Raw genomic sequence first — 24,561 nt, forward strand, 5'->3', positions numbered from 1 at the left:
GCATGCGGAAGATACTCGTCGTCGGAGCCGGCCAGTCCGGTCTCCAGCTCGCCCTCGGCCTCCAGTCGCACGGCTACGAGGTCACCCTGATGTCCAACCGGACCGCGGACGAGATCCGCACCGGCCGGGTCATGTCGACGCAGTGCATGTTCCACACGGCACTCCAGCACGAGCGCGACCTCCAGCTGAACTTCTGGGAGTCCCAGGCCCCGAAGATCGAGGGACTCGGCGTGTCCGTGGCGGCCCCCGGCTCCTTCGACCCGGGCCCCTCGCAGCGCGCGATCGACTGGCTGGGGCACCTCGACGGCTTCGCGCAGTCGGTCGACCAGCGGGTGAAGATGGCCGGCTGGATGGAGACCTTCGCCCAGCGCGGCGGCCAGCTGGTCATCCACGGCGCCGCCGTCGGCGACCTGGACTACTTCTCCCGCGCCTACGACCTCGTCCTGGTCTCGGCGGGCAAGGGCGAGCTGGTCCAGATGTTCGGCCGCGACGCCTCCCGCTCCCCGTACAGCGAGCCGCAGCGGGCACTCGCCGTCGCCTACGTGCACGGGATGGGCCCGCGTCCCGAGCACCCGGAGACGGAGGCCGTCCGCTGCAACCTGGTGCCCGGCGTCGGCGAGATGTTCATCATGCCCACGTTCACCACCTCGGGCCGCGCCGACATCCTCTTCTGGGAGGGCATACCCGGCGGCCCGCTCGACGCCTTCAAGGACGTCAAGGACCCGGCGGAGCACCTCTCCCTGACCCTGGAACTCATGGAGCGGTTCCTCCCCTGGGAGTACGCGCGGGCCACCAAGGTCGAACTGACCGACGCCGGCGGCACCCTGGCCGGCCGCTACGCCCCCACCGTCCGCAACCCGATCGGCCGCCTCCCGGGCGGCGGCCTGGTGCTCGGCGTGGCCGACGTGGTCGTCGCCAACGACCCGATCACGGGCCAGGGCTCCAACTCCGCCTCCAAGTGCGCCGCCTCCTACCTCGCCTCGATCCTGGAGCAGGGCGAGAAGGAGTTCGACGAGGCCTGGATGCGGCAGACCTTCGAGCGCTACTGGCAGACGGCGCAGCACGTCACCAAGTGGACCAACGCCATGCTGGCCCCGCCGCCGGAGCACATCCTGAACCTGCTGGGCGCCGCCGGCCAGCTCCAGCCGGTCGCCGACCGCTTCGCCAACGGCTTCAACGACCCGGCCGACTTCGAGAACTTCTTCTACGACCCGGCCAAGACCGAGGGCTATCTGATGGAGGTCTCGGGCGCCGCGGGCGCGTAGGCGCCGGGGCACCGCCGCTGCGGCCCGTGCCGTCGACGGCGCCTCGTTCACCGGGCGGGTCCGGTGGCCGCGTACCCCGCGTCTGAACCCTCCGTCGCACCCTCGGGAAGCCTCGGCGGGACGTACCGCCGCACGGGCTCCCCGCCGGGGTCGGGGCGTACGGCGCCCAGGACCGGGTTGGCGGCGATCGGGGACACCCCGACCTCGGCACCGGGGCGCGGTGCCTGGACGACCATGCCGTCCCCGAGGTACATCGCCACGTGGGTGGCCTCGGGGAAGTACACCACCAGGTCGCCGGGGCGCAGCTCGCCCAGCGGCACGTGCTCGAGCCGCGCCCACTGCTCCTGGCTGGTCCGAGGGATCGGCGTCCCGGCCCGCTGCCAGGCCACGGAGGTCAGCCCCGAGCAGTCGTACGACCCCGGGCCCTCGGCGCCCCACTCGTACGGCTTGCCGACCTGTTCCACCGCGAAGCGCACCGCCCGGTCGCCCTCGGCGGACGGCTTGCCGTCGTCGCCGAGCGCGCCGGAAGCGAGGAACCGCTCCTGCTCCTCGGCGACCCCGCTCTCCTCCAGCTCCGCCAGCGCGGCCAGTTCCCCGGGGGTGAGCGAGGCGAGGAGTTCCTCGACGGCGCGCAGCCGTTCGCGCACGCCGTCCCGTTCCTTCTCCTGGCGCTCGGCGAGGGCGAGCTGTTCGTCCAGCGCCGCGCGGGCCCGCCCGGCCAGCTCGTCGGCCTTCCTCGTGTCGCCGGTCAGGCGTCCCACCGTCTCGGCCCGCTCCCGCGACAGCCGGCCGATCACGTGCCCCTGGTCGAGCGCGTGCTGCGGGTCGCGGGCCAGCAGCAGCCGCAGATAGGGGGAGAGGCCGCTGCTGCTCTGGTACTGCTGCCGGGCCAGCCGCCCGGCCGCACCACGGCTGTCGTGCAGGGACAGCCGGGTCCTGGCCAGCTCGGCGTCCAGCCGCCGCACCTCGGCCCGCTGCCGCCTGAGCCGCTCCTCGGTGCCGTTGTAGGTCTCGGTGGCCTTCTCCGCCTCCCGGTACAGCCGCTGAAGATCCGTCAGCAGCTCGGCCACGGAGCGGTCGCCGCCGTCCGCCCCGCTCCCGCCGGGCCCGGGTTCGGCCGCGGCGGGCACGGGTGCGAGGACGATCCCGGCCGCGAGCGCCGCCGTACACACCAGACGCAGAAGCCTTCCTGACACACCATCACCTCCGATGCGGGGCGGCGGGTCCGCTCCGCACGGTGAGCATGTGGCGCCTTCGGGGGCTTCGCGCGCCGAGTGTGCGCGGTTCGGCGCAACCGGGTCACCCGTGGGCGTCGTCCGGCTTGCCGTCCGGCGTGGCGTCTGGATCGGTGCCCGGTCCGGCGTTCGGCCCGGTTGCCGGCCCGGTTGCCGGCCCGGTTGCCGGCCCGGTTGCCGGTCCGGTCTCCGGCCCGGTCTCCGGTCCGGTCTCCGGTTTCGACCAGGGCCACTTCCGGCCCGAACCCTTCCGGCCCTCGGGGTCGTACGTGTACTTCCACCGGGCGAACCGCAGCCCGCCGCGGGAGTCCCGGGGCACGCGCCGGTAGACGAGCACGGTGGGCGGGCCGCCGGCCGGGTCCGGTACCGGGATGCGGTACGTCTTCGGCGGGTGCCCGGTCATCCCGGCCAGGACGGGCAGCACCCGCCCGTCCATGGGGCCGCCCTCGAAGGGGGTGTCTTCGCTCTTCACCGCACCAGTGTCAGCGATCCGCGCACCGGTGTCAGATGTCCGCCGCCAGCGCCTCGACCAGCGCCGAGGTCTGCGGGTCGCGGCGGCCGGTGACCGTCAGCAGGGCGAGGAACTGCTCCACGAGCCAGTCCCGCAGTTCGTCGACGGGCGGCTGCTTGTCCTCGTCCAGCCAGATCAGCGAGGCCGCCTCCACCGCCGTGATCCACATCCGGACGGTCATCCGCAGCCGGGGGCCGGGCTCGCTGACGTCGAGGTGGCGCATGATGTGGTCCGCGGCGGCCCGGCGCACGCCGTCCACGATGCCCGAGGTCTGCGAGGTCTCGACCACGCTGCCGCCGCGCAGCAGGGCGCTGAAGCCGGTGTCGTGCTCGTCGACGAAGGTGAGATAGCGGTCCAGGGCCCGCGACAGCCGGGCCAGCAGCGGTCCCTCGCGGGGCTCGTCGAAGCACAGCCGCAGCTCGTCGGCGGCGGACCTCATCGCCGCCTCGTACAGTTGCTGCTTGCCGCCGGGGAAGTACCGGTACACCAGGGGCCGTGAGACCCCCGCCTGCTCGGCCACGTCGTCCAGGGAGACCTCCTCCGGCGGCCGGTGCGCGAAGAGGGCGAGCGCCGCGTCGAGCAACTGGACGCGGCGCTCCTCGACACTGAGCCTTCGGTAGGCGGGAGTGGGGGCCTGCGGGGTCATGAAGCGCAGCGTAACCCGCACACCCCCGCGCCCACCCACGTCAGCGGGCCGGACCGGCGGGACCACGCCGACGGCCCCGACGCCCTCCGCGGACGCCGCCCGGGGCCTCGCGGTACCCCGATGTCGTCCGGGCCGTGTTCGATCCGCGGTCCGGCCGCGTGACGGTCGGGCGTCGCGGTTGCGGACGGGGGTGTCAGGCCAGCAGCCCCGACGCCCTCCACAGCCTCCGCCCGGCGCCCCGCAGCACCCCGATGTCGTCCAGGAAGTCGGTCAGGCGCTTCGCGCCGGTCTGCATGATCTCCCTGCGGTGGCCGCTGGCCTTGACCTGGGCCAGGGCCTCGCGCTTGTCGAGACCGACGTTCGGGTAGACCTCGGGGTTGACGAAGGCGTTGGAGAAGACGCGGGCGAACTCGCCGGAGGTGATCCGGGTGAACTCCTGCGACCACTTCGGGGCCGTCACCATCTGGCGGCGCAGCTCCTCACGGGCGTACCGGACGTGGCGGGCCTCCTCCACGACGTGGATGCGCGTGACGCCCCGGATCAGCGGCTGGACCCGCTCGTCGGGGAAGGTCAGCCGCTGCATCCAGTCCAGGACCTCCTCGCCGAGCAGCGTGGCGGTGAAGGAGCCGGGCGTGGTGGAGATCGTCTTGAAGAGGCGGCCGAGGTGCTGGTGCACCGGGCTCACCGGGTACCACGGGGTCTCACCGCGCGATATCAGCCGGGCGAACATCTTCGAGTGCCGGCACTCGTCCTCGATCTCGGTCAGCGCGTACCGCACATGGGCGCTCGTCGCCGCCTTGTCGTAGATGTGCCGCACCAGCAGCTGCATGAGGATCAGTTCGAACCAGATGCCGAGCGACGCGAGCGCGGCGGCCTCGTGCTGCGAGAGCGCGATGCGCTGCTCCTCGCTCATCCGCTTCCACATCGGCGTGTCGTACAGCGACACCAGCTCCGGCGGCCAGAACCACTTGCCGTCCTCGAACGGCGCGTCCCAGTCCAGCTCCTTGTCCGGGTCGAAGGAGTGCTTGGCGGACGAGTCGAGCAGCCGTTCGGCCACCTGCTCCCGGTCCTTGAGCAGGCCGAGCGCGTCGCGCAGGCCCTCGAGCGCGTCGGCTTCCGTCAGGGTCGTCATGGCTGTCCCACCTCGTCGAACGGATCGTGTTACCCACGGTCACTCACCCGTCTTATGAGACTGCCTGTCAGCAAGCTCGTCAATCCCCTGCGTGGAACTTGTTGACCGCGAGTAAAGACGCGGGTGGTGGCCGGCTCACTGGACCGAGCGGCCCAGTCCCTCCGCAACCTCGCCCGGAACGGGTGCCGACGCCCCGGCCGGGTAGGGCGTCCGCAGGGTGAAGGCGTACCGGGTGGGGCCGTGGGTGCGCAGGTGGAGCAGCCGGGACTCCGCCTCCGCGACCGTCGGGCGATGGCCCGCCGGCACCCACCACAGCGCCGTGACCGCCTCTGCCGGCCGCTCGAACCACTCGCGCCGCCGCGCCAGCATCTCTCGGTGCCGTCCCTGGTACATGAACGTCGTCAGCGCGTTCGCGTCCCGCCACACCGTGAGGTTGACGATCAGCCGGGAGTCGCCGAAGACGGGGATGTCGGTCGCGTCCCCGCCCTCGCTCCGCAGTCGCCACACGAAGCCCTCCGCCGCGTCGGCGGTCGCGTTCACCGGGTCGAGCGCGTCCACGAAGTCCTTCAACTGCGGGGAGTCCAAGGGTGCCTTGAGGCGGGCGATGTTGACCTGGGCGAGTTCGTGCGCGGCAGCAGTCATGTACCGAACGTCAGTCATGTACCGAACGTTAGGTCGGGCGCCTGGGGTGCCGGTACCCTCGTCTCATCCAGCGAGCACCGCCTCCATCACCGCCCGTGCGATCGGTGCCGCCAGCCCGCCCCCGCTGATGCCCTCGCGGTCCGCGGCCGTGCCCTCGACCACCACCGCGACCGCGACCTTCGGTTCCATGTCCCCGTCGGCCCGCGCCCACGAGACGAACCAGGCGTAGGGCGTGCCCGAGTTGCCGACGCCGTGCTGGGCGGTGCCGGTCTTGCCGCCGACGGTGGCGCCCGGAATCGCCGCCTTCGCGCCGGTGCCGTTCTCCACCACGCCGGTCATCAGCTCCTTGAGCCGCCTGGCCGTGGCGGGGCGCATCGCCTCCCGGGAGGACCGCGACCCGGCGGTCGCCACCAGGCTGCCGCCCGCCCGCAGCGTCCGTTCCACCAGGTACGGGGAGCGCACCTGGCCGCCGTCGGCCACCGCCGCCGCCACCATCGCCATCTGCAGGGGAGTCGCCCGCGTGTTGTACTGACCGATCGACGACAGCCCGAGCTGTGCCCGGTCCACCGAGGTGTCGAAGGTGCTCCGCGCGACGGCGAACGGAACGCGCAGGCCGTCGTCGTTGAAGCCGAAGGCCTCCGCCGTCGCCGCCATGTCGCGCACGCCCACGTCCACGCCGAGCTTGGCGAACACCGTGTTGCACGACCACTCGAAGGCCTCCCGCAACGAGGCGTTCCGGCACCCGTCGGCCTCGTTCGTCAGCTTGGTCCGCGTCCCCGGCAGGGTGTACGGGTCGGGGGAGCGGGTCGGCGCGTCCAGGTCGCGGACCACGCCCGCGTCCAGCGCCGCCGCCGCGGTGACCACCTTGAAGGTGGAACCCGGCGGATAGGTCCGGCGCGCCGCCCGGTTGAGCATCGGCTTGTCCGGGTCGCCGTTCAGCCGGGCCCAGGTCCGGGTGGCGGCCGCGCTGTTCCCGGAGAGCGACTGGGGGTCGTAGGAGGGGGCGGAGACCAGCGCCAGGATCCGGCCCGTGGCCGGTTCGACCGCGGCCACCGCGCCCTTGCGCCCGCCGAGCCCCTCGAAGGCCGCCCGCTGCGCGGCCCCGTCGATCGTCGTCACGACGTCGCCGCCCGGGTTGTGGGCCCCCGTCACGTCGTTCCACAGCGGCAGCGGCGCGAGCATCGGGTCGGCGCCGGACAGCAGGCCGTCCTCGGCGTGCTCCAGCAGTGTCGTCCCGTAGGACTGCGAGGCGAAGCCGGTGATCGGCGCGTACATCGGCCCGTCCGCGTAGGTCCGTTCGTAGCGCAGGTGTTCGCCGGTGTCCCGGGACCCGGTGACCGCCTTGCCGCCGACCAGGATGTCGCCGCGCGGCTGCTGGTAGCGGGCGATGTCGGGGCGGCGGTTGGCCGGGTTGTCGTCGTACTCGGGGGCCTGGACGATCTGCACCCGGGCCGCGTTGACCACCAGGGCGACCAGCAGCAGGGCACAGAAGACGGCCGCGTGCCGGATGTGCCGGGTCACTGCGGCACCTCCCCGCTCACGGCGCCGCCCGCCCGTCGGCCTGGCTGCGGGCGGCGTGGCTCACCCGGATCAGCAGCGCCACGATCGCCCAGTTGGTGACGACCGAGGAGCCGCCCTGGGCCAGGAAGGGCATCGCCATGCCGGTCAGCGGGATCAGCCCGGTCACCCCGCCCGCGATGACGAAGACCTGGAGCGCCACGATCGAGGAAAGGCCGACCGCGAGCAGCCGGCCGAAGGGGTCGCGGGCGGCGAGCCCCGCCCGGTAGCCGCGCTCCACCAGCAGCCCGTACAGCAGGAAGACGGCGCTCAGTCCGAGGAAGCCAAGCTCCTCCCCGGCCGTCGCCAGGATGAAGTCCGACTTGACGGCGAAGCCGATCAGGATCGAGTGCCCGAGGCCGAGACCCGTGCCGGTCACCCCGCCCGCCGCGAACGCGAAGAGGGACTGGGCCAGCTGGTTGGGCCCGTCGCCCGCCTCGATGGACGCGAAGGGGTGCAGCCAGTCCTCCACCCTGCTGTGCACGTGCGGCTCCAGCCAGCCCACCGCGACCGCGCCCAGCGAGGCCAGCAGCAGGCCGACGGCGATCCAGCCGGTGCGGCCGGTGGCGACGTAGAGGAGGATCACGAACAGGCCGAAGAGCAGCAGCGAGGTGCCCAGGTCGCGCTCTAGGACGAGGACACCGACGCTGACCAGCCACACGGCGAGAATCGGGCCGAGGACGCGTCCGGTGGGCAGCTGCATGCGCCACACACGGCGCCCCGCGTACGCCAGCGCGCTGCGGTTGGCCGCCAGATAGGCGGCGAAGAACACCGCGAGCAGCACCTTCGCGAACTCGCCGGGCTGGATGGAAAAGCCCTCGATCCGGATCCAGATGCGCGCGCCGTTCACCGCCGGGAAGAAGATCGGCACGGTGAGCAGGGCGAGCGCGGCGGCGACGCACACGTAGGCGTAGCGCTGGAGGACGCGGTGGTCGCGCAGGAGCAGGACGACCACGATGAACAGCGCGACACCCAGCGTCGACCACACCAGCTGGGCGGGGGCCGCCCGGTCTCCCGGCGTCTCCAGGTCCAGCCGGTAGATCAGGACCAGGCCGAGCCCGTTGAGCAGTACCCCGATGGGCAGCGGGAGCGGGTCCGCCCAGGGGGCGCGCAGCCGCACCGCCAGATGGGCCAGGAGCGCGAGCACACCCAGCCCGGCGCCGTAGCCGGCGGCGTCGGGCGGGAGGGTGCCGTGCTGGGCGAGGCCGACGTTGCAGTAGCCGAAGACCGACAGCAGGACGGCCATGAGGATGAGAGCGAGTTCGATGCCCCGGCGCCGGGGGAGCCGGGCGACGGGGGTGGGTGCGTCCGCCTGTGCCACGGTGATCCCGGTTCCGGTTCCGGCATTCGTCATGTCCGGAACTTACCCAAATGATGTGGTGCGCGCGCGGTCCGGATCAGCACCAGCGCGGCGCGGGTCCGATGTTGTCGATGTAGCGGGCCGCACCCCAGGCCCAGGTGCCGTCCGTGAGGAGGTACCAGAGGGGGTTGCCCCGCACCCTGCCGCCGGGGGTCTTGCAGTGGATGCGGACGGTCTCGCCCCGGTGGGCGTACCGGATGACCTCGCCGCCGCGGGTCGGCGAGGTGCGCAGGGCGAGCCGGTCGGCCGTCACGACGCCCCGGTAGCGGCCCTGCTCCCGGCGGCCGTCGTTCCCGCCCCAGTCGCCGCCGCCGTCTCCTCCGTTGTTTCCCGCGCCGGCGACGCCGGCGGACGCGGAGTCCGGGCCGCCGCCCCACCCGTCGGACGCCGCGGCGGGTGTGACGGCGGCGGCGGTGACGAGCGCGCCGGCCGCGAGGGCGGTGGCGAGGCCGCGGACCAGGGGTGAGCGCGAGGCCGGTGCGGACAGTAGGGGCATGGGCGTACCTCCCGGGAGCGAACGGGTCTTCAGCTGACTGACCGCCACATTAGGAGTGCCCCGTACGGGCCGCCCGTCACACTGAGCCATCGGGGAGGACCGCGCGGCCGGGCGGGGCTAGGAGGAGACCAGGACGGAAACTGTGCCGGGGCAGGGCAGGGCAGGGCAGGGCAGGGCAGGGCAGGGCAGGGCAGGGCAGGGCAGGGTCAGGGCCGCTGAGGCAGCGTCAGCCTCGCCAACGCCCCGCCGTCCGGCGGGTTGGTGAACTCCAGCCGCGCCCCGAGCACCTCCGCCTGCCCCAGGGCGATCGTCAGCCCGAGCCCGTGCCCCTTCGTCCCGCCCTCGGTGCGAAAGCGCTGCGGCCCGTGCGCGAGAAGGTACGGCGGATAACCGTCCCCGTGGTCCCGTACGGTGATCACCGCGCCGTCCACGGTCAGCACCACCGGCGCCCGCCCGTGCCGGTGCGCGTTGGCGACCAGGTTGCCCAGCACCCGCTCCAGACGCCGCCTGTCGGTCTCCACCCACGCGTCCCGTACGACGTCCACGCGCGTGTCGGCGCCCGAGCCCCGCACGACCCGCCGGGCCAGCGTGCCCAGCTCCTCCGGCTCCGTCTCCAGCCGCTCCCGCCCGCTCTCCAGCCGGGAGATCTCCAGCAGGTCCTCGGTGAGGGTGCGCAGCGCCGCCACCCGGTCCCGCACCAGCTCGGTGGGGCGACCCGGCGACAGCAGCTCGGCCGCCGCGTGCAGACCGGTGAGCGGGGTGCGCAACTCGTGGGCCACGTCCGCGGTGAACCGCTGCTCGGCGAGCAGCTTGCCCTGGAGCGACGCGGCCATGGAGTCCAGAGCGGAAGCGACCGACGCCACCTCGTCCTGCGGACGCGTCGGATGCCGAGTCCGCGGATCGTCGACCCGCGCGTCGAGGTCGCCCGCGCTGATCCGGCGCGCCACCCGCGCCGTCGCGCGCAGCCGGCGCGTCACCCGCGTCACCGCGAACAGGCCGACCAGCAGAGTCGCCCCGATCGCCAGCGCCGACGACCACACGATCGCACCGTCCAGACCGTCGATGGTGCGCTTGCCCTGGGAGTGGTCGACCCGCACCGCCAGCGCCCGGCCGCCGTCGGCGGGACCCGCCGCCCACATCGTGGGGCGCCCCTCGTGCTCGGCGACCATCGTGCCGCGCCGGCCCGAGCGGGCCAGCGCCCGCAGCCGCGGCGGCAGCCCCGGCGGATCGACGCCGGCACCACGCCGCAGCGGGTCCCCCGCCTCGTAGGACTCCGTCGCCTCCCGCAGCCGCGACAGGGCGACGTCACGCGCCTGGCCCACGGTCTGGTTGGTCACCGAGACGTGGACCAGGACACCGAGCAGCGCGGCCAGCGCGCAGCACATCACGGTGATGAAGACGGCCGCCTTCACGGCGAGCGGTCCGGCCCACCGCGGGAGGGCGAGCCTCACCGGGCGCTCGCCGAGGACGACGCGGACGGTGCCGCCGAGGGCGAGGGCGACGCCGTCCCGGTCGCCGCGGAGGGACGCTTCGTGTGCTGTTCGCCGTCGGCGGTGCGCAGCATCTCGTCGCTGGTCAGCAGCATGGCCCGCTGGTCGGCGTCCCAGGTCCACTGGAGGCGGTACTCGTAGCCGGCGACCTCCGAGGGCGAGCGGACGATCACCGTCCGCCCGGCCAGCTCGACCGCGCTCACGGCGTCGTCGTAGGACATGACGCGCACCAGCCGGTCCTTCTCGACGGTGTAGACGCGCACGGCGGTCAGCTTGTCCGGCAGCAGCCGGAAACCCAGGGTCATCTCGGGGCGCCCGTCACCGGTCAGGTCGCGGAAGTACGGCCGCAGCACCGGGCAGCCGCCGCGCTCGTCGACGGTCCCGTCCGTGCCGCAGTCCGCCATCCGCAGGGAGGTCTGGTGGTACCGCGCCCCGGCGTCGGCGTAGTCGCCCGGATGCGCGGCGATCTCGGCCCGTACCGCGGCCACCGGGTCCGCCCCGCGGATGTCGCCGCCGGGTACGGCGACGCCCTTGACCGGCGCGTGCTCCACCTCGCCGATGTCGTAGGCCGGACTCGACGCCGGCGCCAGACCGGGCCAGAGCCGGGCCGGGTCGCGCGCGGCCGGCGTCGACCCCGCACCGCGCAGTCCGCCGGTGTCTCCACAGCCGGACAGCGCACCGGCCACCGCGGTCGCCAGGAGCAGCACGAGGGCGGCGGGGACGCGGGCGGGGCGCCCGCGGCGGCTCGGGAGCACTGCACTCCTGGGGTTCGGTGACCGACGTCGGCGGTCCCGCACGGCTGCGGGCGGCGCCGTACGCATCTTCGTACGGAAGGCCATTTTGCGTGCGCGCGGGCCCGCCGGGCCACTCGGCCGGCCCCTCCGGCCTCCTCGGTGGCCGGGTCGGGCCGCAGGTACGGCAGGAACAGGTCGTCGTGGGGCCGTCACGGCGAGCGCCGGGCCCGGACCGGCAGGACCGGGTCCCCGGCGCGGCTGCCCCCGCCGCATCAGCGTGTGCCCGACGACGAGACCGGGCCGGTGGTACCCGTGGCGGCGGCGGACGACGACCTTGCGGCCCGGGTCCAGCGCCTCGCCGGCCCCCGGCCGGCCACGTGACCGTCGCCGCCCCGCCCCGCTCCGTGCGCGTCCTCACGGACCGCGAGCTGCCGGACCCGCCCCGCCCGGGCCGGATGCTCAGACCGGCGGAGGTGGAGACACCGCACGCCATGGCCCGGGACCGCGCCATCTGGCAGCGCGTCCGAGGGCACGCGGCGGCGGCAGGCGGACACGGGGGCCGCCGCGCGTCGCGGGCCGCCGCCTGTCAGGGCAGTGCCGTCGCCCGCCGCCGGTCCAGCAGCGGCGCCAGCAGGTCGCCGTGGTCCCGCACCCGCGGCCCGACGTCCGGCGCCCGGAACACGAACTGCTCCGCCCGCCCGCACCCCGCCACCTCGCCCCACGTCACCGGGGTGGACACCGCCGGCACGGGACGGGCCCGCACGGTGTACGGAGCGGCCGTGGTCTTGCGCGCGGCGTTCTGGCTCCAGTCCACGAACACCTTCCCCGGTCGCAGGCTGCGCGTCATCCGGTGCACCACCAGCTTCGGCAGTGCCCGCTCCGCCTCCACCGCCAGCGCCTTCGCGTACTCCGACACCCGCTCCGACGGCGCGCCCCGCACCCCCGCCAGCAGATGCAGCCCCTTGGCCCCGGACGTCTTGGCGTACGCCTCGATCCCGTCCGCCGCCAGCCGCTCCCGCAGCCACATGGCGACCTCGCAGCACTGCACCACGGTCGCGGGCGGCCCGGGATCGAGGTCGAACACCAGCCGGTCGGCCTCGCCGGGATCGTCCGCGGTCCACTGATGGGTGTGGAACTCGGTCACCAGGTTCGCCGCCCACATCAGGCTCGCCAGGTCCTGCACCAGCACCATCCGGGCCGGGCCCTCGGAGCGGGGCACCTCGGCCGTGGTGACCCAGTCGGGCGTACCCGGCGGCACGTTCTTGGTGAAGAACACCTGGCCGTCCGGGCCGTCCGGGTACCGCAGGAAGGACACCGCGCGGTCCCGCAGATGCGGCAGCAGCACCTCCGCGGTCGTCGCGTAGTAGTGCAGCAGCTCGCCCTTGGTGAAGCCGGTCCCGGGATACAGCACCTTGTCCAGGTTGCTGAGGGCCACCCGCCGCCCCTCCACCTCAGTGATAGGCGCCATACCATGAGAATCTCACGAAACGCGGACAAACCGCCCGACGGTCGTCCGGTAGCCGCCCGACAGGAAAGGTGCTGCACGTGCGCTCCATCTGGAACGGCGCCATCTCCTTCGGCCTGGTCAGCATCCCGATCAAGCTGGTGAACGCGACCGAGAACCACGCGGTCTCCTTCCGCCAGATCCACACGGAGGACGGCGGCCGGATCCGCTACCGCAAGGTGTGCGAACTGGAGGACCGCGAGGTCACCCAGGCCGAGATCGGCAAGGCCTACGAGGACGCCGACGGCTCGATGATCCCGATCACCGACGAGGACCTGTCCCAGCTGCCGATCCCGACGGCCCGCACGATCGAGATCGTGGCCTTCGTGCCCGAAGAGCGCATCGACCCGCTCCAGATGGGCTCCGCGTACTACCTCGCCGCGAGCGGCGCCCCCGCCGCCAAGCCGTACACGCTGCTGCGCGAGGCGCTCAAGCGCAGCAACCGGGTCGCCATCGCCAAGTTCGCGCTGCGCGGCCGGGAGCGGCTCGGCATGCTCCGGGTCGTCGGCGACGCCATCGCGATGCACGGGCTGCTCTGGCCGGACGAGGTGCGCGCCCCCGAGGGCGTCGCCCCGGACGCCGGTGTCACCGTGCGCGAGCAGGAGCTGGACCTCGCGGACGCCCTCATGGACACCCTCGGCGAGATCGACCTGGACGACCTGCACGACGAGTACAAGGAGGCCATCGAGGAGGTCATCGCCGCCAAGGCCGCCGGTGCGGCGCCCCCGGAGACCCGCGAGGAAGCGGCGCCCGGGAAGGTGCTTGACCTGATGGCCGCGCTGGAGAGCAGCGTGCGGGCGGCCCGGGAGTCCCGGGACGGCGAGGACGCCGGGCCCGCCGAGGAGGCCGAGGTCCGGTCCCTGCCGCAGCGCAAGGCCTCGTCCCGGCGGACCCCCAAGGAGACCGGCGGCAAGAAGTCGACGTCCACGGCCGCGAAGAAGACGGCCGCGAAGAAGGCGGCGCCCGGGAAGTCGGCGACGAAGTCCGCCGGGGCCGCGAAGAAGACGGCGGCCAAGAGCACCGCCAAGAAGCCCGCGGCCAAGAGCGCGTCCAAGAGCGGCGCCAGGAGCGCGTCCAAGAGCGCCGCCAAGAGCGCGTCCGAAAGCGCCGCCAAGAAGACGGCCTCTCGCAGACGCAGCGCCTGACGAGCGCGCTCACTCCGCTCAGCGGGTGCGGTCGCGCGTACGGAACCTGAAGATGCCCAGCCCCACCGCGCTGAATCCGGCCGCCCAGGCCAGTCCCAGACCGAGGTGCCCCCACAGGGCGGTGTCCGCGAACGCGCCGCCGGCCGCGAACTGCATGGGCCCGAAGGACGGGAACCACTGCAGGATCGGCTCGTTGGCGAGCGGGTTGCCCAGCGGGTTCTGCAGGAACGTGTCCATCAACCCGCCCATGATGATCAGGAAGAAGCCCTCCAGGTCCCGCTTGACCAGCACCCCGAGAAGCAGCCCGAAGGCGCCGTAGGCGAGCGCGATGACGGTGAACCCGGCGAGTACGCCGAACCAGGCACCCGCCGCCGGCCGCCAGAAGAACAGCACCGCCAGCGCGGTGTAGAGCGCGATGCCGGTGGCCACCGCGGAGACGGCGAGGATCTTGGCGCCGACGAGGGTGGACTGCCGGTACCCGGCGAACACGAGCCGCCGGTCGAACGCGAGCGCCTTGCGCACGGCGTCGAAGACGACGAACCCGGCGATCATCGTCACCGAGTTCAGTCCCGCCGAGATCAGCGTGAGGTGCCCGCCGTCGACGTGCAGCATCTCACCGGTGGAGTACAGCTTGAAGTCCAGTGCCTCGCCGGCGGCCATCGCGTCCATCACCAGGTACCAGACGGGCACGAACACCAGGAGCAGCAGCCCGGCGAGCCGGTTGCGGGTCTGGTCGCGCACCGAGAAGCGCAGGGCGGTGGGGAACTGCCCGTACAGCGGCCCCGGGCCGGCGGCCGGGTCAGGCGTCGACACGACGGTGCTCCTCTCCGGCCGCCGCGCGCGCGGTGAGGCGGCCGCCGGCCAGGTCGGCCAGCAGGTCGAAACGGTCCTGTTCGAAGACGAGATGAGTGATCACCACGACGGCCTTGCCGCGGGTGCGCAGATCCTCGACCAGGTCCCAGAAGCGCAGGTACGTCTCCCAGTCGAAGCCCTGGTACGGCTCGTCGAGGAGCAGCACATCGGGGTCGTGCAGCAGGGCCAGGGTGAGGTTCAGCTTCTGCCGGGTCCCGCCCGAGAGCTCGTCCGCGGGAGTCCGCTCGTAGCGCTCGTAGCCCAGGGCGTGGACGAGTTCCCGGGCGCGCTCCAGGCCGGGCAGGCGGTGCGCGGCGGCGAAGTAGCGCAGGTGCTGCCCGACGGTCAGGCTGCCGCTCAGCACCGGCTCCTGGGGGCAGTAGCCGAGCGTCCCGGACAGGGTGACCTCGCCGCGGTCCAGCGCCAGGGTGCCGGCCAGTGCCTTGAGCAGGGTGGACTTCCCGGCGCCGTTCTCGCCGACGACGGCGACCAGCTGCCCGGCGGCGACGGTGAGGCCGGCGCCGCGCAGGACGTGGTTCGCGCCGTACGACTTGTGCAGGTCACGGGCGCTGAGTACGGCGGCGGAGACGGGCGGTTCGGGTGCGGACGGCATGGGCGGTTCGGGCGGCTCGGGTGCGGGTTCGGTCGGCATGTGCGGTCACCGTGGCCTTCCTGGGTTTTCCGGCGCTTTCGGACTTCCGGGCCTGCTACGCCCCGGGGGGCGCCTCCGGGGGAGGCGCTGCGTTCAACCCGCCCGCGTAGATGCTGAGCACCTCGGGGGCCCAGCGGGCGATGCCGTCGGCGGACATCGGGTCGGTGCCCAGCACCTCGCCGATGCGGTCGCGCAGCAGGAACACGGCCAGGTCGTTGGCGAGCAGCATGGCCGCGCGGGCCGCCGGGTCACGGCCCGGTGCGACCAGTCCGGCCGCCGCCAGCCCGTCCAGGGCGGCGCGGCTCACCTCGTAGAGACGGCCGAACAGCAGCCGTCCGGCGTCCGTGTCGCCGAGCAGCAGGCGGCGCAGGTACCCGGGCAGGGGCGAGCCGACCGGGAGGTGGCGGGCGAACGCCGCACTCAAGGACGCCGCTCCGGCGCCTGCGTCGAACACCTCCGCGCCGTCCTCGCCGGTCAGCTCGTCGAACATGGCCTCGAAGACCGCCACGACGTACTGGTCGACCTCCTGGCGCAGTCCGTCCTTGGAGCCGAAGTGATGCATGACGAGTCCGGGCGACACACCGGCCGCCGTCGCGATCCGCCGCACGGTCACCGAGTCCGGGCCGTGGGCGGCGAACAGGCCGAGGGCCTCGTCGCGGATGAGGGCGCGGGTGGTCCGGTCCTCCGGGATTGAACGCATGTACAGCATACTAAACAGACGTTCAGTCGACTGTCCAAGGGGAGTCGGACGCCCGGGGTATCGCGGACGGCGCGGGTTCGAAGACCGCGGCGCCCGCGGCGGTGGACTCCGTCGGTGTGAGAGAACCCGCGCGGGAGTCCGGCGTGGGCAGGGCCGGACTCTCCTCCCGGTGCTGCCCGATCGTTTCGGCCGGTGCGGTGCCCGGGGCGACCGGGCCGGTGGACAGGTGTGACCAGGCGGCGAGGGCGAGGGCGACCGCGGCGGCCGTGCCGAGCACCCGGCCCGCCCGCCGCAGCCGGGCGCGGCCGTCCAGCTCGCGCCAGGCCGGGCCGCGCCACGGATCCTCCGGGCGCCACGCCTCGCCGACCGTGTCGGAGGGGTGGCCGGAGGGCCCGGGGCGGGTGGAGCGTCCGGGGCGGGCGGAGGGCCAGGGGCGAGCGTCCGGGCCCGTGTCCCGGCCTGTGTCCGGGCCCGCGTCCCGGCTCGTGTCCGGGCCCGCGTCCCGGCCCGGAACGGCCGACGGCGGCTGCGGGCCTTCCTGCGACGCCTGGACGTCTCCCGGCTGCGGGCCTCCCCGCGGCTCACGGCCTCCCGGCGACTCGGCAGCTCCCCGCGACTCGGGGCCCACCGGCCGTTCCGGGCCGGCCGACGGATCCGGACGCCGGCCGGGGGTCCGGTCCCGTGTGGCGGGCTCCCTGGGGGCGGAGGCGCGGATGGCGCGCTCGTCGTCCTCCAGGAACAGCCGCCAGACGTACTCCGGCACGGACGGCGTACCGTCCGGCTCGCCCGGTGTGGCGCCGCCGCCCGGTCCGGAAGCGGTCATGGTCCCGCTCTCCCTCTCTCGTTCGGCCCCGGACGGGCGCGGGCGGGAGGGCGCGGGAGCCCGCCGACGGCCGGTGTGCCTCCTGAACCGAGCCGTCCCGTGCCGCGGCACCGTGCCGGTGTCGCTCCCTCCGGCGCCGGATGGTCATGGCCGGCGGTCTCCGTCGGCCGCCAACCCGCTGAACGCGCGGGGGCGTCGGCCCGTTCCCGTAGCCACCGGTCGTGACCGGGCCGTGATCGTGGTGCCCTTGCCGCGAACACATGAGTGAGCGGCGGCTTCGGCGCGGTAGAAAGGACACATGCCGGAGCGTGAGAAGCCCGTCGGGGGCCTGGAAGACGTCGACGCGGTCACCAGGGCCGTGCTGGACGCGTCGCGACTGCTGGTTGCGGTCTCCGCGCGGTCGCTCGCGGGGGTGGAGGAGCGGGTGACGCTGCCCCAGTTCCGGATGCTGATGGTGCTCTCCACCAGAGGCGCCACCAAGCTGGTCGACCTCGCCGACCACCTCCAGGTCGCCCCGTCGACGGCGATGCGCATGGTCGACCGGCTGATCGCGGCCGGGCTCGCCGACCGGCAGACCAACCCCGGCAACCGGCGTGAGACCCTCCTCACCCTCACCGAGGAAGGCGGGCGCACCGTCGAGCGCGTCGTCGCGCGGCGCCGCGCCGAGGTCGCGGCGATCGTCGAGCGGCTCGCCCCCGGCCAGCGGGCCGCCCTGATCGAGGCGCTCACCGTGTTCAGCGAGGCGGGCGGGGAGCCCGCGGACGCGGCCCCCGGCGACGCCCAGCCGCACCCTCCGGGCTCAGCGGCGGACCTCACCCCGACCCGCGACGCCTGACGGGCACGGGACTCCCGGGACTCCCGGGACTCCGGGACTCCGGGACTCGGATACTCCCAGGACTCCCAGAACTCGGAGGACTCCCGCGACTCAGGGCGCCGCCGGGGACGGAGTGGGCGTCGGGGAGGCGGTGTTCACGTTCAGGTCGGGGCGCGGCTTGAGCACCAGCACCCGCTCTCCCGGCTGCGGCGGAGGCGGGGTGACCCTCTCCCGGGGCAGCTTCGCCGGACCGGTCTGCTGGAAGGTGACCTGGTCGTACTCGACCAGCCCGGTCTTCTCCAGCACCGTGATGTGGTCCAGGACGGTGTCGTTGGCCAGGTCGGCGAGCTGCCGCACGAGCGTGTTCTTGGTGCTGGCGCGGATCTTGGCGATGGCCGGGAAGATCTGGCCGTGGGTCACCCGCATGATGTTGACCGCCGACGAGTCGAACTCCCTGCCGCTCTTCGCGTCCACCGTCGTCACGAAGTTCTCCTGCTGCGGGGAGGCCCGGTTGGGCAGCGTGATACCCAGCTCGGGGGAGATCTCTCGGCACATCGCGTCGAGCCCGGCGTGCCCGACGACCAGGTGCTCGCCGGCCGTCTTCATCGCCTTCGTCGTGCCGCGCTCCATCACCATCTCGCCCAGCGGGTACTCCCACAGCCCGGCGGCGCGGACCTTGACCACGAAGTCGCGGTCGGCCTCGGTGAGGGGACCGAACTTCGTACTGGCCACCACCCGGTTCTGGTTGCCGTCGGCCTTGTCCAGACCGAGCACGGCCGGGAAGGCCAGCGCGGTGAGGGTCAGGGTCATCGCACCGAACAGGACGACGACTCCGATCCTGCTGCGGGACAGGCGCATGGTGCCTCCAGGGGCGAAGCGAGAGACTCGTACTCGTACTCGTACGCCAGGAGGTACGGAAACGGCGGGCGGATCTATCACCGCTCCGGCACAAAACTTGCCGGCGGCCCGGTGCCGCGCCGGTTCAGCCGAGATCGGCGCCGTACACGCGCTCGACCGTGATGGTGAGCAGCACCCGGCGGTCGGACACCATCGTCGACCGGTACTCGTCCCAGTCCGGGTGCTCCCCGGCGGCGGCGCGGTAGTACTCCACCAGCGCCTCGACCTCCGGCCCGTGCGGATCGGTGCCCGGGCCCGTGAGGGTGGCGACGCCCTCCGCGGTGGCCCAGGACCTGCCGTCCGGGGCGGTCACCTCCAGCGTGGCCCGCGGGTCCCGGCGCAGGTTGGCCGTCTTGGCCAGCCCCTCGCGCGTGGACACCCGGACGACGCCGGTCTCCGGGTCGTAGGCGGGCATGACGGGCGAGAGCTGCGGGCGGCCGTCCGACTTGATCGTCGCCAGTACGCCGAGCCGGCTCCCGGCCAGCAGGGCACGGGGATCGAAGCGCGCTGTGGTGGTCATGGACCGATCATCACCCCCAGCCCCGGGGGCTGTCCCGCGAACCGCCCGCCGAACGCGCCGCCCGTGGTGGCTCAGGGCACGGAGGGTCCGCCCAGGTAGTCGCCGTCCTCGTCGTAGGGCCAGGCGTTGGCGACGCAGCCCTTGAGGCCCTTGATCTGCTGCATCATCGCCGGGGCGGGCCGTCCGGCACCGGGACAGGTCTCGTGGCCGTGCCCGATGCGGTGGCCGACCTCGTGGTTGACGATCAGCGCCCGGTACTCGTGGATCGGGCCGTCGAACTCCGGGGAACCCAGCACCCAGCGCTTGAGGTTGACCACCACGTCCGTGCCGACGCTGCAGTTCACCTCGCCCCGGGTGAGCAGGCCCGCGGCGCCGCAGATCCGGTCGACGGTGCCGGGCGTGGCGATCTTCACCACGAAGTCGTACGAGCCGGTGCTGACCAACCGGAAGGAGTCGGTCCCGTCCTGCGTCCAGCCGCGGCGGTCGGCGAGCACGTCGGATATCTCGGCGGCGGCGGCGCCCGGCCGGATGTCGACGCCCTCCTCGACCAGGACCTTGTAGCGCCGTACGCGGCCGCCGGTGCCCACGGTCGTGCCGTCGGCCCGGGCGGTGACGAAGGTGCCGGGTCCGGTCGCCGGGATGGCGATGGCCGAGGGCGAGGCCGAGGGGGAGGTCTTCGGGGACGGCGACGCGGAGGGGCTCGGCGAGACCGCGGCCGACGGCGTTCCGGTGGAGGCGCCGGGACCGGCCGTGCGCCCGGCGGCGTCCACGGCCTCGGTGACATCGGCCGCCTGGTCGTCCGTCACCGGGGGGCGGGTGTCCCGCCAGTACGCGACGGCGGCACCCGCGGTGAGCAGTACGGCTCCCAGCGCGAGAACGGCCGGTACCGCGCGGACGGGTCCGCGGCGCGCGCGTCCGCGGGCGCGGGACCGGCGCCCGTCGCCCTCCGGCACGGTTCTTCGGGTGCTCCGGCGGGCGGTGGATCGGCCCACGACATGCGTCCTCTCTACTGGTGCGTACCTCCAAGATCCAAGCGGACAGATGTACGAGAACGTCACGGAACACCACGTGGGGCTTCTCACAGCCGCTTTCGACCGGCCCGTACAACCCTTCGGCACCTCGGGAGGTCCGCGAAGCGCGGGCCCGGCGGACACACGTGCGCGTCGGGGCCCGCCCGTTCTCCGGGCGGGCCCCGACACGCTGCGGGAGACGGGCCGTCAGCCGGCGGCGGTCCGCTCCCAGCGGTAGAAGCAGCGCGCCATGGCGTCCTTCGGACCGCGCCAGGTCGCCGGGTCGTACGCCGAGACGTACGGCTCGAGCCGCTCGCTGACCCGGCGGAACTCCGGGTGCCCGGTCAGCCTGCCGATGGTGGGGGCCGGGTCCTCGTGGCTCTCGATGAGGTGCAGGTACACGTCGTCACCGAACTCGAAGAGGCTGCGCCGGTTGACGCCCACCAGGTGCGGCAGTTCGCCGCTGTCCGACTCCGCGAACACCTTCGCGATGTCCGGTGCCGCGCCGGGTGCCATCCGGGCGACGATCAGTGTGTGGTGCATGGGGGGTGCTGCCCTTCGCCGGTGTCGGTCGGGGTCGGTCGTACCGGCCGGGGTGCCGGTCGGCCGGTGTCAGTCGGCGAGCACCGACGCGGTCCGCCGCTCACCCGCCGCCTGCTCGATCCGGTCCCGGATCAGCGCCATCTGCGTACGGGAGTTGCGGTTGATGTTGTCCGTCATCCAGGCGTCGTCCACCGGCGCGTCCGGCTTCATGGCGAAGTCCTGCGTCCAGCGCATGACGGTGCCCTCGGCGGTCTCCGAGTACTCCCAGACGATGTTCATGTACTGGAAGGGACCGGTCTCGACCCGATGGGCGCGGACGGTGCGGGTGACGGGGTCGGCGACCCGCTCGGAGACCCAGCTCCACACCTTGCCGTCGGCGTCCGGGTGCATGGTGAGCCGGAACGTGACGCGGTCGCCGTCGCGCTCCAGCACCTCCACGGAGGCGTACTCGCTGAACAGCCCGGGCCAGTTCTCGATGTCGTTGGTCATGTTCCAGACCAGCTCCGTCGGAGCGGCGATGGTGATCTCGTTGTCGGTGTGCCCTGCCATGTCACACTCCCGTCTTCAGGGCGCCGTTGATCAGCGCGAGGAATTCCGCGGGCGTCTTGCAGCGCTCGGCCTGCTCGGGCAGGCCCAGCCCGTACCGCTTCTCCAGCTCGGCCACGATGCCCAGCAGGCCGAGGGAGTCCAGGCCGAAGGTGTCGAAACCGTCGTCGGCCCGCTGCCGGAGCATGACGGGGTCGACGTGCACACCGGCCGTGCGCTTCATCAGCGTCGCCAGCTCCTCGACGGTCACCTGGTAGTCCAGTTGGTCGGTCATGGGTGTCCTCCTTGACTCGGGTCGGCGCTCACCCGCGGGCGGCGCACAATCGGGGTCGGCGTCGGTTCGCCTCGGTCGTGGTGGTCGGTCGTCGGTCGTCGCCGTTGGTCGTCGCCGTTGGTCGTCGCCGTCGGTCGTCACCGTCGGCCGTCGCCGTCGGTCCTCGGCCGTCGGTCATCGGTCCGCGGGCGGCACGGCGCCCCGCCGCAGGACGAGGGCCGAGTTGGAGCCCATGAGCCCGCGGCTCAGGACCAGGGCCGTGCGTGGCTCGGCGGTCCGGGCCCGGCCGGCCACCACCTCCAGGTCGTGGCACACGTCGGACACGTGCGGGGTCGGCGGGATCAGTCCGTGCTCCATCGCGAGGACAGCCGTCGCCACGTCCAGCACCGGCGCCGCGCAGTACGCCCGCCCGGTCCCGGTCTTGGGCGCGGTCACCGGCACCCGCCTGGCGTGCGGGCCCAGCGCGTCGGCCAGCGCCAGGGCCTCGGCCCGGTCGGCCTCCGGGACGCCGAGGGCGTCCGCGAATACCACGTCGACCTCCTCGGGCCGGCAGCCCGCCTCTGCCAGCGCGCCCTCGATCGCGTGCGCCAGCCCCTCCCGGGACCGTTCCCAGCGGCCGGGGCCGGTGAAGGTCGCCGCGTGCCCGGCCACCGTCGCCCGCACGTCGGCACCGCGTTCCCGGGCCGCGGTCTCGTCCTCCACGAGGAGTACGGCCCCGCCCTCGGCCGGCGCGAATCCGCAGGCCGCCTCGGTGAACGGACGGTAGGCCCGGTCGGGTTCGGCCGCCCGGCTCAGCTCGGGGTAGCCCAGCTGGCAGACGATCGAGTACGGGGCCAGCGGCGCCTCCGTCGCGCCGCAGACCACCGTGTCGGTGCCGTTGCGCACGGCCAGTGCCGCCTGCGCCAGGGCGTCCAGGCCGCCCGCCTCGTCGGCGGCCACGACCCCGCAGGGCCCCTTGAAGTCGTTGCGGATGGAGACCTGGCCGGTGCTGGCCGCGTAGAACCAGGCGATCGACTGGTACGGGCCGACGTGACGCGAGCCCTGGCCCCACAGGTTCTGCAGCTCCCGCTGCCCGAACTCGCCGCCGCCCGAGCCCGCGGCGGTGACCACACCGACCGAGTACGGCGACTCGACGTCGGCCCGGCCGAACCGGGCGTCGGCCAGCGCGTGCTCGGTCGCGGCCAGCGCGAAGTGCGTGAACCGGTCGGTCTGGACGAGGTAGCGGTCCTCGACCGTCTCGGCCGCGTCGAAGCCGCGCACCTCGCCCGCGATCCGCAGCGGCAGGTGCTCGCAGCCCTCCCGGGTGACGGGCCCGAGGCTGCTGGCGCCGTCCGCGACCGCCTTCCAGTGCGCCTCGACGCCGATGCCGTGCGGGGACACCACGCCCAGTCCGGTCACGACCGCGCGCCGGCTCCCCCTGTCGGTCCGTCGTGCTCCGCTCATCGCAGCCCTCCTTCACTGCCGCTCAGTACGACAGCGGACTGGAAGCCGCCGAAGCCGCTGCCCACCGACAGCACGTGCCGCAGCGTCCGCTCCCGTGCCTCGCGCGGCACGTAGTCCAGGTCGCACTCGGGGTCGGGGGTCGTGTAGTTGGCCGTGGGCGGCACCACCTGGTGGGCCATCGCCAGCACACACGCGGCCAGTTCGATGGAGCCGATCGCGCCCAGCGAGTGGCCCACCATGGACTTGATGGAACTCATCGGTGTCGCGTAGGCGTGCTCGCCCAGCGAGCGTTTGACGGCCGCGGTCTCGTGGCGGTCGTTCTGCTGGGTGCCGGAGCCGTGCGCGTTGACGTAGTCGATGTCGGAGCCGTCGAGTTCGGCCATGTCCAGCGCCGTGTCGATGGCCCGTGCCATCTCCAGGCCCTCCTTGGTGAGCCCGGTCATGTGGTAGGCGTTGCCGAAGGTGGCGTAGCCGGAGATCTCGCAGTACACGTCCGCGCCCCGGGCCCGGGCGTGCTCCAGGTCCTCCAGGACCAGCACCGCCGCTCCCTCGCCCATGACGAAGCCGTTGCGCTCGGCGTCGAAGGGCCGGGAGGCGTGCGCGGGGTCGTCGTTGTTCGGCGAGGTCGCCTTGATGGCGTCGAAGCAGGCCATGGTGATCGGCGATATCGGCGAGTCCGCCGCACCCGCCAGACACACGTCGACGCGCCCCTCGGCGACCGCGTGGAAGGCGTACCCGACGGCGTCGAGACCGGACGTGCACCCGGTGGAGACGGTTTGCACCGGCCCGTGCACCCCGAACTCCTCGGCGACCGCCGACGACAGGGTGGCCGGGGTGAACGCCCGCTCCAGGTGCGGCTCGGCCCGCCGGTCGTCCACGTCCCAGCGCGAGCCGCGCTCGCTGACCAGGACGTAGTCGTGCTCCAGCCGGGTGGTGCCGCCCACCGCCGTGCCCAGCGTGGCGCCCGCCCGCCAGGGGTCCTCGCGGGCCATGTCGAGGTTCGCGTCCCGGACCGCCTCCGCGGCGGCCACCAGCGCGAACTGCACGTACCTGTCGCACCGCTGGACCGTGGCGAGGCCGAGACCGTGCGCGGACGGGTCGAAGTCGCACTCGGCGGCGATCTGCGAACGCAGGCCGGCCGGGTCGAACAGGGAGATGCGGCGCGTCGCCGTACGGCCGTCGGCCAGCAGGCCCCAGAACTGGGGCACGCCGATCCCGCCCGGGGCGACCACGCCTATGCCCGTGACGGCGACCCGTCGCCGGGTCACGACACCACCTCGGCCGCGGCGGCGGACCGCCCGTGCCCGGCGCAACCCGCGTGCGCGCCGTCGTGCGGGAGCGCGTTGCCCTGCGCGTCCTCCGTGTCGACGTGGCCCAGCTCCGGCCGCGGGGCCAGCGGACCCAGGTGGAACACGAGCCGCGCCTCGACGTCCCCCGTGTTGCGGAAGCGGTGGCGCATGTCCTGCGGGATCAGCAGCCCCTGCCCGGTGGCGAGCGAGTGCGGCGCCCCGTCCAGGTCCACTTCCAGGGCGCCTTCCGTGACGTACACGAACTCCTCGGAGTACGGGTGGTAGTGCTCGGCGATGCGGTCGCCGGGCTGCACGATGGCCACGCCCATGAAGCCGCTGGTCGACCCGGCGGTGGTGGGCGTGAGGAGGGCGCGGAGATCTCCGCCGCGGCGGCGGTTCGGCGCGATGTCGCCGAGAGAGACGATGCGTACCTGCTGGTCTGTCATGTCGTTCACTCCGGGGTGACGGGAGGAAGTGGAGG

The 24,561-nt window shown here is 73.5% G+C and carries 27 protein-coding genes; 3 read left to right on the forward strand and 24 right to left on the reverse strand.

Annotation, left to right across the window (positions count from 1 at the left end):
• The first annotated feature begins 2 nt into the window (after positions 1 to 2).
• Positions 3 to 1,265: a styrene monooxygenase/indole monooxygenase family protein gene (locus ACGFYH_RS32850; protein WP_393806814.1), complete on the forward strand. Its 1,263-nt coding sequence runs from the start codon at positions 3 to 5 to the stop codon at positions 1,263 to 1,265.
• Between the two features lie 47 nt (positions 1,266 to 1,312).
• Here ACGFYH_RS32850 and ACGFYH_RS32855 read toward each other — a convergent pair whose 3' ends face one another.
• The 11 genes from ACGFYH_RS32855 to ligD all read right to left on the reverse strand — a co-directional run bounded on the left by ACGFYH_RS32855 (position 1,313) and on the right by ligD (position 12,536).
• Positions 1,313 to 2,461, reverse strand: a complete 1,149-nt coding sequence (locus tag ACGFYH_RS32855; protein WP_393806815.1) for an NlpC/P60 family protein — start codon at positions 2,459 to 2,461, stop codon at positions 1,313 to 1,315.
• 103 nt (positions 2,462 to 2,564) lie between these two features.
• Positions 2,565 to 2,972 carry a hypothetical protein gene (locus ACGFYH_RS32860; protein ID WP_393806816.1) on the reverse strand — a complete coding sequence of 136 codons (408 nt, stop codon included), beginning with the start codon at positions 2,970 to 2,972 and terminating at the stop codon, positions 2,565 to 2,567.
• 31 nt (positions 2,973 to 3,003) lie between these two features.
• On the reverse strand, positions 3,004 to 3,657 hold the full coding sequence (locus ACGFYH_RS32865) for a TetR/AcrR family transcriptional regulator (protein WP_393806817.1): 654 nt from the start codon (positions 3,655 to 3,657) through the stop codon (positions 3,004 to 3,006).
• A 193-nt stretch (positions 3,658 to 3,850) separates the two neighbouring features.
• Positions 3,851 to 4,789 carry a diiron oxygenase gene (locus ACGFYH_RS32870; protein WP_393806818.1) on the reverse strand — a complete coding sequence of 313 codons (939 nt, stop codon included), beginning with the start codon at positions 4,787 to 4,789 and terminating at the stop codon, positions 3,851 to 3,853.
• A gap of 135 nt (positions 4,790 to 4,924) precedes the next feature.
• Positions 4,925 to 5,449: a DUF3291 domain-containing protein gene (locus ACGFYH_RS32875; RefSeq protein ID WP_393806819.1), complete on the reverse strand. Its 525-nt coding sequence runs from the start codon at positions 5,447 to 5,449 to the stop codon at positions 4,925 to 4,927.
• 45 nt (positions 5,450 to 5,494) lie between these two features.
• On the reverse strand, positions 5,495 to 6,952 hold the full coding sequence (locus ACGFYH_RS32880; protein ID WP_393806820.1) for a penicillin-binding transpeptidase domain-containing protein: 1,458 nt from the start codon (positions 6,950 to 6,952) through the stop codon (positions 5,495 to 5,497).
• Positions 6,953 to 6,968: 16 nt separating this feature from the next.
• Positions 6,969 to 8,342 (reverse strand): FtsW/RodA/SpoVE family cell cycle protein, encoded by a 1,374-nt coding sequence (locus ACGFYH_RS32885; RefSeq protein WP_393806821.1) that lies wholly within the window; start codon positions 8,340 to 8,342, stop codon positions 6,969 to 6,971.
• Between the two features lie 43 nt (positions 8,343 to 8,385).
• Positions 8,386 to 8,844 (reverse strand): SH3 domain-containing protein, encoded by a 459-nt coding sequence (locus tag ACGFYH_RS32890; protein ID WP_393806822.1) that lies wholly within the window; start codon positions 8,842 to 8,844, stop codon positions 8,386 to 8,388.
• A 206-nt stretch (positions 8,845 to 9,050) separates the two neighbouring features.
• Positions 9,051 to 10,295: an ATP-binding protein gene (locus ACGFYH_RS32895; RefSeq protein ID WP_393806823.1), complete on the reverse strand. Its 1,245-nt coding sequence runs from the start codon at positions 10,293 to 10,295 to the stop codon at positions 9,051 to 9,053.
• Positions 10,292 to 11,089: a hypothetical protein gene (locus tag ACGFYH_RS32900; protein WP_393806824.1), complete on the reverse strand. Its 798-nt coding sequence runs from the start codon at positions 11,087 to 11,089 to the stop codon at positions 10,292 to 10,294. Before ACGFYH_RS32900 ends, ACGFYH_RS32895 begins: the two co-directional genes overlap by 4 nt.
• A gap of 565 nt (positions 11,090 to 11,654) precedes the next feature.
• Complete coding sequence (gene ligD, locus ACGFYH_RS32905) at positions 11,655 to 12,536, reverse strand: non-homologous end-joining DNA ligase (RefSeq protein ID WP_393806825.1); 882 nt, start codon at positions 12,534 to 12,536, stop codon at positions 11,655 to 11,657.
• Between the two features lie 77 nt (positions 12,537 to 12,613).
• Here ligD and ACGFYH_RS32910 point away from each other — a divergent pair, with 77 nt between their 5' ends.
• A complete protein-coding gene (locus tag ACGFYH_RS32910) occupies positions 12,614 to 13,717 on the forward strand; it encodes a Ku protein (protein WP_393806826.1) in 1,104 nt (367 codons plus the stop codon).
• A gap of 18 nt (positions 13,718 to 13,735) precedes the next feature.
• Here ACGFYH_RS32910 and ACGFYH_RS32915 read toward each other — a convergent pair whose 3' ends face one another.
• The 4 genes from ACGFYH_RS32915 to ACGFYH_RS32930 all read right to left on the reverse strand — a co-directional run bounded on the left by ACGFYH_RS32915 (position 13,736) and on the right by ACGFYH_RS32930 (position 16,744).
• Complete coding sequence (locus ACGFYH_RS32915; RefSeq protein WP_393806827.1) at positions 13,736 to 14,530, reverse strand: hypothetical protein; 795 nt, start codon at positions 14,528 to 14,530, stop codon at positions 13,736 to 13,738.
• The gene (locus tag ACGFYH_RS32920; protein WP_393806846.1) at positions 14,517 to 15,182 is read right to left on the reverse strand and encodes an ABC transporter ATP-binding protein; all 666 of its coding nucleotides are present in this window, start codon (positions 15,180 to 15,182) and stop codon (positions 14,517 to 14,519) included. The genes ACGFYH_RS32915 and ACGFYH_RS32920 overlap by 14 nt, the downstream gene beginning before the upstream one ends.
• A gap of 94 nt (positions 15,183 to 15,276) precedes the next feature.
• Positions 15,277 to 15,921, reverse strand: coding sequence for a TetR/AcrR family transcriptional regulator (locus tag ACGFYH_RS32925; RefSeq protein WP_393806828.1), 645 nt, complete (start codon positions 15,919 to 15,921; stop codon positions 15,277 to 15,279).
• Positions 15,922 to 15,943: 22 nt separating this feature from the next.
• Entirely contained in the window at positions 15,944 to 16,744 is an 801-nt protein-coding gene (locus ACGFYH_RS32930) for a hypothetical protein (RefSeq protein ID WP_393806829.1), read from the reverse strand.
• A gap of 298 nt (positions 16,745 to 17,042) precedes the next feature.
• Between ACGFYH_RS32930 and ACGFYH_RS32935 the strand changes: the two genes are divergently transcribed.
• Positions 17,043 to 17,579, forward strand: a complete 537-nt coding sequence (locus tag ACGFYH_RS32935) for a MarR family winged helix-turn-helix transcriptional regulator (RefSeq protein WP_393806830.1) — start codon at positions 17,043 to 17,045, stop codon at positions 17,577 to 17,579.
• A 90-nt stretch (positions 17,580 to 17,669) separates the two neighbouring features.
• On the opposite strand, the gene ACGFYH_RS32940 is transcribed toward ACGFYH_RS32935, so the two are convergent.
• The 9 genes from ACGFYH_RS32940 to ACGFYH_RS32980 form a co-directional block, all read right to left on the reverse strand.
• A complete protein-coding gene (locus tag ACGFYH_RS32940; RefSeq protein WP_393806831.1) occupies positions 17,670 to 18,416 on the reverse strand; it encodes a DUF4142 domain-containing protein in 747 nt (248 codons plus the stop codon).
• A 124-nt stretch (positions 18,417 to 18,540) separates the two neighbouring features.
• Positions 18,541 to 18,975 carry a PPOX class F420-dependent oxidoreductase gene (locus ACGFYH_RS32945; protein WP_393806832.1) on the reverse strand — a complete coding sequence of 145 codons (435 nt, stop codon included), beginning with the start codon at positions 18,973 to 18,975 and terminating at the stop codon, positions 18,541 to 18,543.
• A gap of 71 nt (positions 18,976 to 19,046) precedes the next feature.
• The gene (locus tag ACGFYH_RS32950) at positions 19,047 to 19,967 is read right to left on the reverse strand and encodes a DUF3152 domain-containing protein (RefSeq protein WP_393806833.1); all 921 of its coding nucleotides are present in this window, start codon (positions 19,965 to 19,967) and stop codon (positions 19,047 to 19,049) included.
• A gap of 225 nt (positions 19,968 to 20,192) precedes the next feature.
• Positions 20,193 to 20,528: a TcmI family type II polyketide cyclase gene (locus ACGFYH_RS32955; RefSeq protein ID WP_393806834.1), complete on the reverse strand. Its 336-nt coding sequence runs from the start codon at positions 20,526 to 20,528 to the stop codon at positions 20,193 to 20,195.
• A gap of 69 nt (positions 20,529 to 20,597) precedes the next feature.
• Positions 20,598 to 21,077 (reverse strand): SRPBCC family protein, encoded by a 480-nt coding sequence (locus ACGFYH_RS32960; protein WP_393806835.1) that lies wholly within the window; start codon positions 21,075 to 21,077, stop codon positions 20,598 to 20,600.
• 1 nt (position 21,078) lies between these two features.
• A complete protein-coding gene (locus ACGFYH_RS32965) occupies positions 21,079 to 21,348 on the reverse strand; it encodes an acyl carrier protein (protein ID WP_393806836.1) in 270 nt (89 codons plus the stop codon).
• Between the two features lie 174 nt (positions 21,349 to 21,522).
• Entirely contained in the window at positions 21,523 to 22,791 is a 1,269-nt protein-coding gene (locus tag ACGFYH_RS32970) for a ketosynthase chain-length factor (protein ID WP_393806837.1), read from the reverse strand.
• A complete protein-coding gene (locus ACGFYH_RS32975; protein ID WP_393806838.1) occupies positions 22,788 to 24,059 on the reverse strand; it encodes a beta-ketoacyl-[acyl-carrier-protein] synthase family protein in 1,272 nt (423 codons plus the stop codon). The genes ACGFYH_RS32970 and ACGFYH_RS32975 overlap by 4 nt, the downstream gene beginning before the upstream one ends.
• Positions 24,056 to 24,526 carry a cupin domain-containing protein gene (locus tag ACGFYH_RS32980; RefSeq protein WP_393806839.1) on the reverse strand — a complete coding sequence of 157 codons (471 nt, stop codon included), beginning with the start codon at positions 24,524 to 24,526 and terminating at the stop codon, positions 24,056 to 24,058. Before ACGFYH_RS32980 ends, ACGFYH_RS32975 begins: the two co-directional genes overlap by 4 nt.
• Positions 24,527 to 24,561 lie beyond the last annotated feature (35 nt).

The organism is Streptomyces sp. NPDC048392 (assembly GCF_043200575.1).
Taxonomy (GTDB): domain Bacteria; phylum Actinomycetota; class Actinomycetes; order Streptomycetales; family Streptomycetaceae; genus Streptomyces.